This window comes from Streptomyces sp. NPDC088730, from assembly GCF_044751215.1.
Lineage (GTDB): Bacteria > Actinomycetota > Actinomycetes > Streptomycetales > Streptomycetaceae > Streptomyces.
The window spans coordinates 49594-63182 of the sequence record NZ_JBIVLK010000011.1; the positions used below are offsets into that span (position 1 = coordinate 49594).

Consider the following 13589-nt stretch of genomic DNA (forward strand, 5'->3'; position numbering starts at 1 on the left):
CGGATCACCCCGAAGGGCCACGGACCGTGCGTACCGAACTGAACCGCCGACTCACCAACTCGCTCGAAGACGTGCGCAATCTGGGCATCCTCGCCCACGTCGACGCGGGCAAGACCACCGTCACCGAACGGATCCTCTACGCCACCGGCACCACCCACAGACGCGGCGAGGTCCATGACGGAACGACCATCACCGACTTCGACCCGCAGGAACGCGACCGGGGCATCACCATCTTCGCCGCCGCGGTGAGCTGTACGTGGGCGGGCCACCGGATCAACCTGATCGACACCCCGGGGCACGTCGACTTCGCCGACGAGGTCGAGCGTTCGCTGCGGGTGCTCGACGGTGCGATCGCCGTGTTCGACGCGGTCGCGGGTGTGGAGCCGCAGAGCGAGTCGGTGTGGCGGCAGGCGAACCGGCATGGTGTGCCGCGCATCGCCTTCGTCAACAAGCTCGACCGGGCCGGGGCCCGCCTCGACGCCGCGGTCGCGTCGATCCGGGAGCGGCTGCACCCGGTCCCCCTGGTGGTCCAGCTGCCGATCGGCGAAGAGGAGCGGTTCACCGGAGTGGTGGACCTGCTGCGCATGCGGGCACTGGTCTGGGCCGACGGCTCGGACACCTACGAGGAAGGGGAGGTGCCCGATGAGCTGAGGGAGGAGGCGTCGCGGCGCCGGCGGCTGCTGGAGGAGACGGTGGCGGAGCTCCACCCGGTCGCCCTGGAGGAGTTCTGCGCGCGGTCCACGCTCTCCGCGCAGACACTGGCCGAGGCGTTGCGCGAACTGACCCGTACCGGTGAGGGCGTCGTGGTGCTGTGCGGTTCGGCCTACCGGAACCGGGGCGTCGAGCCGCTCCTGGAAGCCGTCGTGGCCTATCTGCCCTCCCCGCTGGACGTGCCGCCCGTGCGCGGCACGCTCGGCGGCGAGGTGCGGGAGCGGGCCGCGGACCCGGCGGCTCCGCTGGCCGCGCTGGCGTTCAAGGTGGCCGCGACCCCGACGGGCCGGCTGACGTATCTGCGGCTGTACTCGGGCACGCTCAGGAAGGGGGACACGGTGCTGGACGCGGGTGCGCGGCGCGGCGAGCGGGTCGGCCGGATCCTGCGGGTCCGGGCGGACCGCCATGTCGATGTGGACGAGGCGGTGGCCGGGGACATCGTCGCGGTGATCGGTCTCAAGGCAGCCCGTGCCGGCGCCACCCTGTGCGCGCCGGGCGCCCCGCTGGTCCTCGAACCGCCCACCGTGGCCGATCCGGTCGTGTCGGTGGCGGTCGAGGCGGGCCGGAACACCGACACGGAGCGGCTGATGTCCGCCCTGGCGCGGCTGGTGGAGGAGGACCCCTCGCTGGCGGTGCGGACGGACCCCGAGACGGGGCAGACGGTGCTCTCGGGCATGGGCGAACTCCATCTGGAGGTGGCGGCCGAGAAGATCCGCCGGGCCCATGGACTTGAGGTCCGGGTCGGCCGGCCGCAGGTCGCCCTCCGGGAGACGGTCGTGCGCGGGGTGGCGGGTCTGGTGTACCGGCACGTCAAGCAGGACGGCGGGGCCGGGCAGTTCGCCCATGTCGTGCTCACCGTCGAGCCGTTGGAGGTGGCCGAGGGTCATGACGGCGAGGGCGGGACGGAGTTCGAGTTCCGTTCGTCCGTCGTCGGCGGCCGGGTTCCGCAGGAGTACGTCCGGGCGGTGGCGGCCGGCTGCCGGGACGCCCTGGCCGAGGGCCCGCTCGGCGGGCATCCGGTGACCGGGGTACGGGTGACGCTGACCGATGGCGCCACGCATCCCAAGGACTCCTCGGAGATGGCGTTCCGCACGGCCGGGCGGTTCGCGCTCCGGGAGGCGCTGCGCGCCTGCGCGATGGTGCTCCTGGAGCCGGTGGCCGAGGTGACGGTCACCGTGCCCGACGAGGCCGTCGGCGGGGTGCTCGGCGACCTGGCGGCACGGCGTGGCCAGGTGTCCGGCTCGACCGCGCGGCCCGGTGCGGCGGTGGTCACGGCGACCGTGCCGCTGGCCGAGCTGTTCGGCTACGCGACCCGGCTGCGCAGCCGCACCCAGGGCCGGGGGACGTTCACCACCCGGGCCACGGGCTACGCTCCGGCGCCGGGCGCGGCGCCCGGCCGGTAGCACCCGGCCCCTCCCCGTGTGCGGGCAGCCCGCACACGGGGAGGGGCGCCGGCCTGTCGGTCCCGTGCTTCGCCGAGCGGTCTCCGGCGGCCCGGTCCGGGTGTGGGGTGGCTGCTCGTCGCGGTGGCCGCGTGGGGCTGCGGCCGCGTGGGGCTGCGGCCACGTGGGGCTGCGGCCACGTGGGGCTGCGGCTGCGTGGGGGCTGCGGCTGCGTGGGGGCTGCGCGGATATCCGGGACGCCTCACCCGCGACGAGTCGGGCCCGAAGCGCCCTGTCCGACCCTGCTGACCGGCACTCAGCGGGCGTCGGGGGCGACGGTGTGCTGTTCGAGGCCGCCGAGGATGAGCGCGAGGCCCGCCTCGAACGCCGCTTCGTGACCGAGCGCGGGGACGTCGTCCGGCAGGTCCGCCGCGTCCGGCGTGTCCACGTCCGCCTGCTCCTCCAGTACGCAGCCGACGGTGAAGCGGCCGGCGGCCAGCATGGCCGTCTGCGCCTGCAGCTCGGGCACGCCGGAGGCAACCAGGAAGGCCATCTTGCGGCGGATCCGGTCCAGATCGCCGGTCGGGGTGCTGCCCGCGTGCAGGCGGGCGCCGTCGCGGCGCATCAGCAGCGTGCGGCGGAAACTACGGGAGTTGTCCAGGAACCAGTTCCGCCAGTCGTCCTCGGGTTCCGGCAGGGGGGCGTGGGCGTGCGGGGCCATGGCCGCCTCCGCCATCGCGGCCAGCAGGTCCTTCTTGGTCCTGAAGTGGTAGTAGAGCGACGGCTGCTCCACCCCCAGGCGCCTGGCCAGCCGCCTGGTGCTGACATCTTCCAGGCCCACGTCGTCCAGCAGTTCCAGCGCCTCGCTGACGACGGTCGCACGGTTCATCTTGGTCACGTTGACAATCTATCGCTGATAGAAGAATCTGAAAAGGAATCAATCACCGATAGATTTTGAGGTGGGTCATGACGCACAAGACCGCGAGGCAATCGCTGCGGATCCTGGTGGCCGGCGGCGGTGTCGCGGGGCAGGCGCTGGCCTTCTGGCTCACGCGCGGCGGTCACGAGGTGACTGTCGTCGAGCGGTTCCCGGCGCTGCGGGCCTCGGGGGCGCAGGTGGATCTGCGCGGGCAGGGCATCGACGCGGTGGCCCGGATGGGGCTGCTGGAGGAGGTGCGCGGCCGACTGGTGGACGAGGCGGGCGTGGCCTTCGTCGACTCCCGCGGGAAGCCGAAGGCGACGATCATGGCGAACACCTCCGGCAAGGGCCGTCAGACCCTGACCTCGGAGTACGAGATCATGCGCGGCGACCTCGTGCGTATCCTGCACGAGGCGACGAAGGACGACGCCGAGTACGTCTTCGGCAAGAGCGTCGACGGCTTCGACCAGCACTCCGACAAGGTCACCGCGCACCTCTCGGACGGGACCTCGGGCGACTTCGACCTGCTGATCGGTGCGGACGGGCAGGGCTCGCGCACCCGCCGGGCGCTGCTGCCGGAGGGCTTCGACCCGTACTGGCGTGCAGGCATCCACATGGCCTACTGGTTCGTGCCGCGCATCGCCTCCGACACCCGCATCCGTGACACGTACATGGTTCCGGGCGGCCGGCAGAACATGCGGCGCAGCCACAACCCGACCGAGACGCAGGTGTACTTCGTGTTGCGCGAGGAGTCCGCGGAAGCCTCCGCGATCCACCGGGCTCCGGTCGAGGAGCAGCAGAGGTTCTGGGCCGGGCGGTTCAGCGATGCCGGCTGGCAGACCGAACGGTTCGTCCAGGGCATGAAGGACAGCCCGTTCTTCTACTCCCAGGAGGTCGCACAGGTGCGGAGCGGCAGCTGGTCCAAGGGCCGGGTGGTGCTGGCCGGTGACGCCGCGCACTGCGCCTCCCCCTACAGCGGCATGGGGATCTCCGGCGGTCTGGTCGGCGCCTACGTCCTGGCCGGTGAGATCAACCGGGCACCGGGCGACCTGCCGGCCGCGCTCGCGGACTACGAGCGCGTCCTGCGGCCCTTCGTCGACGAGATCCAGGGCCAGGTCAATCCGCGCGTCCTGCGCCTGGGCATGCCCCTGACCAGACATGCCATCAGCGCCTTCCAGAACGCCACCGCGCTGGCCTGCTTCCTCCACATCCCCGACCTGGTCGCGCGGCTGTCCAAGGAGGACCGCGGCGGCGGCTGGCGGCTTCCCGACTATGCCGCCGCCTGAGCGCCCGTCCCGGACCGCGGGGGCCAGGGGCGAGGTCGGCCCTCCGATCCCCCTGCCCGGCCGGCTTCCGCCCGCTCGCCGAAAGCCGCGCGTATCCGGCCGCGTCCCCGCCGGGCCGGAGGCGCTCAGCTACGACGGCACCACCGACACCGTCCGGCGCCCCACGCATTGACCCGCGCGCTCATTCCACGCTCGCCCCGAAAGAGCGAGGAGAATATAAGCAGCTCGGCATCGGCCGCGCTGTCCGCTCGCCCACCCTCTCGCGATTTCTGCATCGGCCCGCCCTCGGGTCAGCACAACACCTTCCGTGCGACTTCCTCGTCGCGGACGACACTCACGGCGGAATTCCCTGGCCGTGTAGGCATGAGCAAGCGAACCATGGGGACCGGGATAGTAGCGGTCGATTCCCGACCGGTGGGCGCAAAGGTGGCGCCGCGCAGTCCCGACGCATCCCGGTGGGATCGCAGGGCCGGCCCCGGGACCGAGGGCACGCTCCGCACACTCCCTGCGCGCTTACCGGCATTCGCGAAGAATCGAAAGCCCTGGCGACCCGCGGCCTCCCGTCGAGATCCTGGGGGCAGCGCACCGGCCTGAAGGGCCGGTCAGCCGGTCCGGACCCGCACGCGCCGGCCCGCACCCTCTCGAACCCGACACACCGGCTCACCGCGGCCGCTCATTTCGCGTTTGATGCGAGAATTTCGTGAGCCCGCGTACGCCGGTGGTAAATAACCGGTTCTTTCGCCGTATTGTTATGTACTTTCGAGCGTGCACGCCCAAGAGTGAAGTTAATCGAATTTTTGGCGATCGGCTTGCCAAACGGGTGAATCAATTCACGCCGGATCCCGGGCGATGACTCCCGTGCACTTATTCATCAACTCACCTTCCACCGTGCGGAATTGACGTGGAAATCAACGCGTTTCGCGAAAGAAATTCCAGTGGCCCCTTACACCCTCGGATCCGGCGCGGTCGAGCACGCAAAGCAGTGATTGCCTCACACAACAACATCTCCATAGCGTGGCTGCGGTGACGTTTCACGATTCGGACGGAAATGCGCCTGCGCACCCCCGGACATCGACGGGGCCGACGGACGCAGCAAGCCATCCGAGCTGTCTCAGGGAAACGCACAACCACGAAGCCGCGGTCCCGCCACGAGCCTGACCGCCTGCCTCCTTCAGGAGCGGCACACCATGACCGATACCACCAACACCCTGACCGGCTGGTCTCCCGAAGCCGTCGTCTTCGACTGCGACGGCACCTTGATGGACACCGAAAGCCACTGGCAGGACGCACGCAACCAGGTCTTCCGGGACTTCGGTATCCACCCCGCGCCGGGCTTCGCAGAACGGGCCAAGGGCGTCCATTACATCGACTGCGGCCGGCTGATGGCCCAGGAGGCGGACAAGCCCAAGCTGGCGGCGGAAATGACCGGCTCGCTGCTGCGCCACTTCATGGTGCAGGTCGCCAAGGACCCGGTCACGATGCCCGGAGCCGCCGACTTCGTGCGCCGGCTCTCCGGCCGCCTGCCACTCGCCGTGGCGAGCAACTGCCCTTTGCAGGTAGTGGAGTCGAGCCTCGACCGGGCCGGCCTGCTCAGCCACTTCGAGCACGTCGTGGTCCCGAGCGAGGACAACTCCGGAGGGGGGAACGGAGAGCCCCTGCGCCCGAAGCCCTGGCCGGACGTCTACGCGACGGCCGCCCGCCTCTGCGGTGCCGCACCGCAACAGGCCCTCGCCGTCGAGGACTCGATGACGGGAATCGAGTCGGCCCTGCGGGCCGGGCTGCGCGTGGTCGGAGTGGGCCCGCGCCCGCAGCCCGAGGACGCGGCCCGGGCCGACCTGTGGGTGCCGGTACTGAACGCTCCGGATCTGTCGGCCTGGGTGGATTCCTGGCCGGCTCTCGGGGCGCGGGAGTAGGCCGGCACCCCTTCAGCCCAGCCGCGTGCTGAGATCTTCCACGACTGCTCGGGCGGAGGCGAAGAGCAGCCCGATCCCCACCGCGCCGGGATCGGGAACGCCTTCGGCACGCTCGCCGAGGTAGCTGGAGCGCCCCATCCGCGCACGCAGGCGCGCGGTCTCGGACACGCCGGCCCAGGCCGCGTCGGCGGCCCGGGCCAGGGCTTCCGCCGGCGGAGTGTCCGCCGGGGCGGTCCGGAGGGCCTGGGCCGCCGGACCCAGTGCGTCGACGAGGGTCTTGTCGCCTGGCGCCGCGTCCCCCACCCGGCGGATGGCCGCCAGCCCCTCCGCCGCTCCGGCCGCGAGAGCCGGCGTGGTGGCGGCCGCTGCGCCGGCCACCGCGACGGCCAGTGACTGGAACAGCAGGCCGAACAGCGGCCCGCTGGTGCCGCCGACCTCGTCCAGGAAGGCGGTGGCCGCGGCGTGGAGAGGTGCGGCGGGGTCGCTGCGGGACGCGGGGTCCGCGTCGAGGCGCCGGAGGGTCGAGTGCGCTCCGGTGCTGAGGTTGATGCCGAAGTCGCCGTCGCCCACCTCTTGGTCCAATGAGGTGAGGCGGTCCTTCGTGGTCTGGACGGTCTCCACGAACCGGCGCATCCAGGCGTCGGTGGAGAACGCGTCGGGGGACGTGCTGGTCGTCATGGGGTGCCTCCCGTGCTCGGGGGAACTCTGTCGGAGGACGGCCGTGTGCCGCCGCCGCCTCACCAGTGCAGGGCGGCGGTCCGCACGGGCGCGTCGTACAGGCGCAGGATCTGGTGGTCGGCGGCGAGCAGGGTGATGGAGAAGCCGCGCATGTCCAGGGAAGTGATGTACTCGCCGACGAGGGAACGGGCAAGTTCGATACCGCGGTCGTCGAGCACGCCGCCGAGCTCGGCGTGGACCGCGTACAGCTCCAGCGGGGTGACGGCCCCGAGACCGTTGACCAGGGCGATGACCGAGGAATCCCGGGCCGGGGAGAGCGCGTCCAGGAGCGCCAGGGCCATGCGCTGGACCAGAGGGCCGAGGGGCCCGCGGGGGATGGTCTTCCGGGCGCGCTCGCCGTGGATGCCGACGCCGTACTCCAGTTCCTCCGGATCGAGGTGGAAGGCGGGCCTGCCGGTCGTGGGCGCGGTGTGGGCGGCTGAGGCCACGGCCAGGGTGCGGCAGCTCGCTGCGAGGCGGGTGCCGAGCTCCTGGAGTTCGTGGAGGCCGAGGCCGGTGTCGGCCGCCGCCCCGAGCACCTTCTCGATCAGGACGGTGCCACCCGTGCCCCGGCGGCCCGCGGCGATGTCCTCGGAGTCGGTGGCGAGGTCGTCGTCCACCAGGACGCGGGCGCAGGGCACGCCGCGGTGGGCGAGCCTTTCGGCGGCGATGCCGAAGTTGATCCGGTCTCCGGTGTAGTTCTTCACGATGTGCAGCACGCCCTGGGACCGGGCGGCGGCGAGGGACCCTTCGTACACCTGCCGGTTGTGCGGTGAGGCGAAGACGAGCCCCGGGCAGGCGACGTCCAGCATGCCCCGTCCGACGTATCCGGCGTGCAGGGGTTCGTGCCCCGACCCTCCTCCCGAGAGGAGGCCGACCCTCCGCGCGGGTGCCGGGTCGCGGGCCACGAGGAAACCGTGGGCGGGGTCGAGCGTGAGCAGGTCCGCGTGGGCGCGGGCGAAGCCCCGCAGGGCGTCCGGCACCAGGGTGTCGTCACCGTTCTCGAAATACGATGCCATCCAGGTCCTCCGTCGTCGAGGGCCACGAGCGGCTGGGCCGGGCCCCTCCCGCCGAGGTGAATTACATGGTGCGTCCCAGGCCACCACAGGGCAATTCGTAGGACAGTCGGTCATTCATTCGTATGCACCTCACATGATCATGGTCGCGGGCGGCATGATCACTGATCGCGAGTGATTGGCGCACACCGGCGTCCGTCCGCGGCCCCGTCGTCCTCGCCCGCGCGCCGCGTCCCGGGTGCGTCGTCGACGGTCCGTGGCTCAGGGCACGCGCGTCCCCTCCTGGCCGGCCTCCGGGACCTCCGGCGGCCGGCCGCCCTCTGCCGGACTGGCCGGGAGGCGGCCAGGTCCGCCGCCGGAAGTCTTCACGGAGCCGCGGAGCCCGCAGCCGGGGTCAGAGCACGGGGACGGGGAAGGTCGGGTACTCCACCCCGGAGACGTGCTGGACGACCCGGACGACCTGGCAGGAGTAGCCGAACTCGTTGTCGTACCAGAGGTAGAGGATCGCGTTGTCGCCGTCGACCTGGGTGGGACCCGCGTCCACGATGGAGGCGTGGCGCGAGCCGATGAAGTCGCTGGAGACCGCGTCCGGGGCGGTGGTGAAGTCGATCTGGCGCTTGAGCGGCGAGGTCAGCGACACCTCGCGGAGATGGTCGAGGACCTCCGCGCGGGTGGTCTCCCGGCCGAGCTTCAGGCTGAGGATCGCGATCGAGACGTCCGGCACCGGGACCCGGATCGAGCTTCCGGTGATCGTCGCGTCGAGGTCCGGCAGCGCCTTGGCGACGGCGGACGCGGCACCGGTCTCGGTGATGACCATGTTGAGCGGCGCCGAGCGGCCGCGCCGGTCGGAGCTGTGGTAGTTGTCCAGCAGGTTCTGGTCGTTGGTGAACGAGTGGATCGTCTCCACGTGCCCGCGCAGAACGCCGTACTCGTCGGCCATCGCCTTGAGCGGCGGGACGATCGCGTTGGTGGTGCAGGAGGCGCAGGAGATGATCCGCTCGTCCGGCTTGATCATGTCGTGGTTGACGCCGTGGACGACATTGGGGACGTCCCCCTTGCCCGGTGCGGTGAGGACGACCTTGGCGATGCCGGGGCGCAGGTGCTGGGACAGCCCCTCGCGGTCGCGCCACCTGCCGGTGTTGTCGATGAGAACGGCGTCCTTGATCCCGTACGCCGTGTAGTCCACCGTCGTCGGGTCGTCGGAGTAGATCACCTTGATCTCGTTGCCGTTGGCGATGATCTTGTTGTTCGCCTCGTCGACGGTGATCGTGCCCTGGAACTGGCCGTGGATCGAGTCGCGGCGCAGCAGCGAGGCACGCTTGACGATGTCCTGGCCGGCGGCCTTGCGGACGACGACGGCACGCAGCCGGAGCCCGTTGCCGGAGCCCGCCTTCTCGATGAGCAGCCGGGCAAGGAGGCGGCCGATGCGGCCGAATCCGTAGAGGACGACATCGCGCGGCTCGCGGCGCTCGATCTTCTCGGCCCCGGTGGCACCGGCGACGGCCCCGGCGGTGAACTCCGCCTCCGAGAGGCCGCGTCCGTCGGTCCGGTACGTCGCGGCGAGCATGCCGATGTCGATCTGGGAAGGGCCGAGATCGAGGGTGGTGAGCGCCTTCAGGAACGGCAGCGTCTCGGTGACCGAGAGCTCCTCACCGGCGATCTGCCGGGCGAACCGGTGGGTCTTGAGGATGCTGACCACCGACTTGTTCACCAGGGAGCGGCTGTGCAGCAGGACGGTGACGTCCCGCTCCCGGTGCAGCTTCCCGATGATCGGGATCATCGACTCCGCGATCTCCTCGCGGTTCTTCCAGTTGGTGAACGAGTCGTCATTGACAGTCACAGGTTTATCTTTCGAGCTAGGGGGCGCTCATATGGTAACCCGCTGTTGTTCTGATCCTTCAGACGGTTCCCCCGCAGCCGCGTCCAGGCCTCGTCCGCGTACACACGGCGGACACGAAGTCGTCATGAACGAAGCGGAATGCGTGCCCAACTCGCCTGGTTCTGAACTGACATGACTGTTGGAGTAGCCATCGGTGCGACCGGCACCGGCAACCAGATCGACGCCAGCGTGCGCCTTGCCGCGGAGGCCGCGGCCGCGGGGCTGCGGTCCGCCTGGTTCGGGCAGACCTTCGGGGCCGACTCGCCCCAGCTGGCGGCGATCGCCGGACGGGAGGTGCCCGGCATCGACGTGGGCACCTCCGCGATCCCCGTCTTCGGCCGCCACCCGCTGACCGTGTCGAGCCAGGCCCTGACCGCGCAGGCGGCCACGCACGGCCGCTACCACCTGGGGCTGGCACTCGGCACCCGACTGCTGACCGAGGGGGGCTTCGGCATCCCCTTTGAGCGGCCCATCGCCCGTCTGCGGGAGTTCCTGACCGCGCTGCGGCAGCTCACCGAGACCGGCACCGCCGACTTCGACGGCGAACTGCTCACCGCGAGGACGCCGGTCCCCGCGCGTGTGCCCGGGGCGGAGGCGGGCGTGCCGCTGCTCGTCGCCGCGATGGGCCCGCAGGCGCTGCGCGTCAGCGGCGAGCTGGCGGACGGGATCCTGCCCTATCTCGCCGGGCCCCGGGCCCTGGCCGAGCACATCGTGCCGGCCGTCACCGCGGCGGCGCGGAACGCGGGCCGTCCGGCGCCCCGGATCGTGGCCCTCGTGCACGGCGTGGTCACGAGCGACCCCGATGCCGCGCGCGCGACGGCCACCGAGCAGCTCGCCTTCTACGAGCAGATCCCCTCCTACGCACGGGTCGTGGAACTGTCCGGCGGGAAACGAGCCGCCGACGTGGCGGTGATCGGAGACGAGCGGACGGTCGCGGCCGAGGTCCAGCGCTACCGGGACGCCGGGGCCACCGAGGTGGTGTTCTCCGGTACGGACCTGGCCGGGGAGGCCGACCGGCGCCGGACGTGGGCGCTGCTGGGAGAGCTGGCCGGCTGAGCCACCCGTACCCCCGCACCCCGCGGGATCCCGTGCCACCGCGGGCCGCGTCCGCCCCCTCCCCTCTCCCCCGCACCCGTCGGGCACCGGTTCGGGGAGGGGGCGGGCCGTACTTTCAGGACAGCATTTGTTCTGACATATATACGTACAGAGCTAGAGTCGAACGTGCGGCATACTGAGTTCGTGGCAGAACGTTCTGAGGAGCCCGACATGGAGTCGATCACCAGGCTGATCACCATCGACCGGAGCAGCCCGGTGCCGCTGTACTTCCAGATCGCACAGCAGCTTCAACAGCTCATCGAGACGGGCACGTTGGCACCCGGCACGCGGCTGGAGAACGAGATCTCGCTGGCCGACCAGTTCGGGCTCTCCCGGCCGACCATGCGCCAGGCCATGCAGCACCTGGTGGACAAGGGACTGCTCGCCCGCAAGCGGGGGGTCGGCACCCAGGTCGTCAACAACCGGGTACGCAGGCAGATCGAGCTCACCAGCCTGTTCGATGACCTCAGGCGCGACGGGCGGCGGCCGCGCACCGAGCTGCTGTCGATGCTGACCGTGCCCGCCTCCGACAGGATCGCCGCCGCCCTCAAGATCGAACCCGGCGCCGCCACCGTGGCCCTGCGCCGGCTGCGGTACGCGGACGACGAGCCCATAGCCGTCATGGAGAACCAGCTGCCGGCGGACCTCCTGGGCCTGACCGAGGAGGAACTCACCGGACACGGCCTCTACGAGCTGCTCAGGCGGGCCGGTATCGCGCTGCGCACCGCGGAGCAGACCATCGGGGCACGCCGGGCCACCGCACCGGAGGCCCGGCTGCTGGGCGAACCCCGCGGCGGCACCCTGCTCACCATGGAGCGCACGGTCCTGGGGGACGCGGGGCGCCCGGTGGAGTTCGGCTCCCACCTGTACCGGGCGTCCCGGTACTCCTTCGAAATGACCCTGACCGCGCAGTGAACTGCTCGTTCGAGATCCCCGACCGCGCGGCGAACTAGTCGTTCGAGATGCCCCCGACCGCGCGGTGAACTGCTCGTTGGACGTGGCCCCGGCCGCGCGGTGCACCGCGCGCCCCGGTTCCGGAGGGCGCGGTGCACCGGACGTCAGCCGGAGTGCGCGGAGTTGAGCCGGGCGGCCTGGCGCATCAGGTGGTCGCGCTCCGCCAGGTCGGGCGCCTTCAGGGCCGCCTCGGCGTACAGCCGTGCCGCCCTCGCGTGGTCGCCGTCGCGCTCGTGGAGGTACGCGGCCGCCGCGGTGTACCGGGGCAGCGACTCGTCCAGCTGCGCGAGCGCCGCCAGTCCGGCCCTCGGCCCGTCGGCCTGGCCCACGGCCACCGCCCGGTTGAGCCGGACGACCGGGTTGTCGGTCAGGCGCGCGAGCTCGTCGTACCACTCGACGATCTGCACCCAGTCGGTCTCCTGCGCGGTACGGGCGTCGGCGTGGAGCGCCGCGACCGCCGCCTGGGCCTGGAACTCGCCCAGCCGGTCACGGGCGAGGGCCGTCTGCAGGATCCCGACCCCCTCGGCGATCGACGCGGTGTCCCAGAGACCGCGGTCCTGCTCGGCCAGCGGCACCAGGCTGCCGTCGGACGCGGTCCGGGCGGCGCGCCGGGCGTGGTGGAGCAGCATCAGGGCGAGCAGCCCCGCCACCTCTGGGTGGTCGATCCCGGCCGCGAGCTGCCGGGTGAGCCGGATGGCCTCGGCGGCCAGGTCGACGTCGCCGGAGTACCCCTCGTTGAACACCAGGTAGAGGACGCGCAGCACGGTGGCGACATCTCCCGGCCGGTCGAACCTCCGGCCGGAGACGGTGCGTTTGGCCCGGCTGATGCGCTGGGCCATGGTCGCCTCCGGCACCAGGTAGGCCCGGGCGATCTGGCGGGTGGTCAGTCCGCCGACGGCGCGCAGGGTGAGCGCGACGGCGGACGAAGGCGTCAGGGACGGGTGGGCGCACAGGAAGTAGAGCTGGAGCGTGTCGTCCACCGCGCTCGCGGGTCCGGGCGCCGGCTGCTCCTCGACGAGGTCCTCGCGCCGCCTGCGGGCGGCGTCCGCCCGGGTGGCGTCGAGGAACCGCCGCCAGGCGACGGTGACCAGCCACCCCTTCGGGTCCTTCGGCCGGTCGGCCGGCCAGACCCGGACCGCCTCCGCCAGCGCGTCCTGGACGGCGTCCTCGGCCGCCGCGAAGCCGGCTCCGCGGCGGACGAGGATCCCGAGCACGCCCGGCGTGAGGCTCCGGAGCATGACGTCATCCATCGACGGGGTCACTCCGTGATGGTGGGCGGCTCGGCCAGGAACGGGCGCAGCTCCAGCCACTCGTGGATCGGGTTGCCGCCCGCCCCGGGCGCGGCCGACAGTTCCCCGGCCAGCTCGACGGCGCGCTCGTAGCTGTCGACGTCGATCACCATCCAGCCGGCGATGAGGTCCTTGGTCTCCGCGAACGGGCCGTCGGTGACCGGCGGGCGGCCCTCGCCGTCGTACCGGACGAACGTTCCCTCCGGGGCGAGGGCCTGGCCGTCGACGAACTCGCCGGTCCCCTCCAGCCGGGCCGCGAAGTCGTGCATGTACTTCATGTGGGCCGAGATCTCCTCGGGCGTCCACTGGTCCATGGAGACATCGTTGACGGCGGCCGGAGCGCCCCGGTAGTGCTTGAGAAGCAGGTACTTCGCCATGGTGTTCTCCTCGACGCTGGTGCGAACCTTCGTGGTCGCGTTCACTACGGG

Annotated in this window: 11 protein-coding genes; 5 read left to right on the plus strand and 6 right to left on the minus strand. The window is 71.5% G+C overall.

The window, feature by feature from the left end:
• The first annotated feature begins 26 nt into the window (after positions 1-26).
• The gene (fusA, locus tag ACIP89_RS27470) at positions 27-2114 is read left to right on the plus strand and encodes an elongation factor G (protein WP_402117291.1); all 2088 of its coding nucleotides are present in this window, start codon (positions 27-29) and stop codon (positions 2112-2114) included.
• Between the two features lie 295 nt (positions 2115-2409).
• Here the strand turns inward: fusA and ACIP89_RS27475 are convergent, their stop codons facing one another.
• The gene (locus ACIP89_RS27475) at positions 2410-2982 is read right to left on the minus strand and encodes a TetR/AcrR family transcriptional regulator C-terminal domain-containing protein (RefSeq protein WP_402117421.1); all 573 of its coding nucleotides are present in this window, start codon (positions 2980-2982) and stop codon (positions 2410-2412) included.
• A gap of 77 nt (positions 2983-3059) precedes the next feature.
• Here ACIP89_RS27475 and ACIP89_RS27480 point away from each other — a divergent pair, with 77 nt between their 5' ends.
• Complete coding sequence (locus tag ACIP89_RS27480) at positions 3060-4298, plus strand: FAD-dependent monooxygenase (protein ID WP_402117292.1); 1239 nt, start codon at positions 3060-3062, stop codon at positions 4296-4298.
• A gap of 1187 nt (positions 4299-5485) precedes the next feature.
• A complete protein-coding gene (locus tag ACIP89_RS27485) occupies positions 5486-6211 on the plus strand; it encodes an HAD family hydrolase (protein ID WP_402117294.1) in 726 nt (241 codons plus the stop codon).
• Between the two features lie 12 nt (positions 6212-6223).
• Here the strand turns inward: ACIP89_RS27485 and dhaL are convergent, their stop codons facing one another.
• The 3 genes from dhaL to ACIP89_RS27500 form a co-directional block, all read right to left on the minus strand.
• Positions 6224-6889 (minus strand): dihydroxyacetone kinase subunit DhaL, encoded by a 666-nt coding sequence (dhaL, locus tag ACIP89_RS27490; protein WP_402117296.1) that lies wholly within the window; start codon positions 6887-6889, stop codon positions 6224-6226.
• Positions 6890-6948: 59 nt separating this feature from the next.
• Entirely contained in the window at positions 6949-7947 is a 999-nt protein-coding gene (locus tag ACIP89_RS27495) for a dihydroxyacetone kinase subunit DhaK (protein ID WP_401925172.1), read from the minus strand.
• Positions 7948-8338: 391 nt separating this feature from the next.
• The gene (locus ACIP89_RS27500) at positions 8339-9784 is read right to left on the minus strand and encodes a glyceraldehyde-3-phosphate dehydrogenase (RefSeq protein WP_401925174.1); all 1446 of its coding nucleotides are present in this window, start codon (positions 9782-9784) and stop codon (positions 8339-8341) included.
• Between the two features lie 171 nt (positions 9785-9955).
• On the opposite strand from ACIP89_RS27500, the gene ACIP89_RS27505 reads away from it, so the two are divergent.
• Positions 9956-10879: an LLM class F420-dependent oxidoreductase gene (locus ACIP89_RS27505; RefSeq protein WP_401925177.1), complete on the plus strand. Its 924-nt coding sequence runs from the start codon at positions 9956-9958 to the stop codon at positions 10877-10879.
• Between the two features lie 210 nt (positions 10880-11089).
• Positions 11090-11833, plus strand: a complete 744-nt coding sequence (locus tag ACIP89_RS27510) for a GntR family transcriptional regulator (RefSeq protein WP_401927900.1) — start codon at positions 11090-11092, stop codon at positions 11831-11833.
• A 143-nt stretch (positions 11834-11976) separates the two neighbouring features.
• On the opposite strand, the gene ACIP89_RS27515 is transcribed toward ACIP89_RS27510, so the two are convergent.
• Both ACIP89_RS27515 and ACIP89_RS27520 read right to left on the minus strand, forming a co-directional pair.
• The gene (locus ACIP89_RS27515) at positions 11977-13122 is read right to left on the minus strand and encodes an RNA polymerase sigma factor (RefSeq protein ID WP_402117422.1); all 1146 of its coding nucleotides are present in this window, start codon (positions 13120-13122) and stop codon (positions 11977-11979) included.
• 8 nt (positions 13123-13130) lie between these two features.
• Positions 13131-13538, minus strand: coding sequence for a YciI family protein (locus ACIP89_RS27520; RefSeq protein WP_401925600.1), 408 nt, complete (start codon positions 13536-13538; stop codon positions 13131-13133).
• Positions 13539-13589 lie beyond the last annotated feature (51 nt).

Coding starts and splice junctions, on each gene's coding strand:
- ACIP89_RS27520 (WP_401925600.1), bottom strand. CDS start 13,538: ATGGCGAAGTACCTGCTTCTCAAGCACTACCGGGGCGCTCCGGCCGCC.
- dhaL (WP_402117296.1), bottom strand. CDS start 6,889: ATGACGACCAGCACGTCCCCCGACGCGTTCTCCACCGACGCCTGGATG.
- ACIP89_RS27510 (WP_401927900.1), top strand. CDS start 11,090: ATGGAGTCGATCACCAGGCTGATCACCATCGACCGGAGCAGCCCGGTG.
- ACIP89_RS27480 (WP_402117292.1), top strand. CDS start 3,060: ATGACGCACAAGACCGCGAGGCAATCGCTGCGGATCCTGGTGGCCGGC.
- ACIP89_RS27475 (WP_402117421.1), bottom strand. CDS start 2,982: ATGAACCGTGCGACCGTCGTCAGCGAGGCGCTGGAACTGCTGGACGAC.
- ACIP89_RS27485 (WP_402117294.1), top strand. CDS start 5,486: ATGACCGATACCACCAACACCCTGACCGGCTGGTCTCCCGAAGCCGTC.
- ACIP89_RS27505 (WP_401925177.1), top strand. CDS start 9,956: ATGACTGTTGGAGTAGCCATCGGTGCGACCGGCACCGGCAACCAGATC.
- ACIP89_RS27515 (WP_402117422.1), bottom strand. CDS start 13,122: ATGGATGACGTCATGCTCCGGAGCCTCACGCCGGGCGTGCTCGGGATC.
- ACIP89_RS27495 (WP_401925172.1), bottom strand. CDS start 7,947: ATGGCATCGTATTTCGAGAACGGTGACGACACCCTGGTGCCGGACGCC.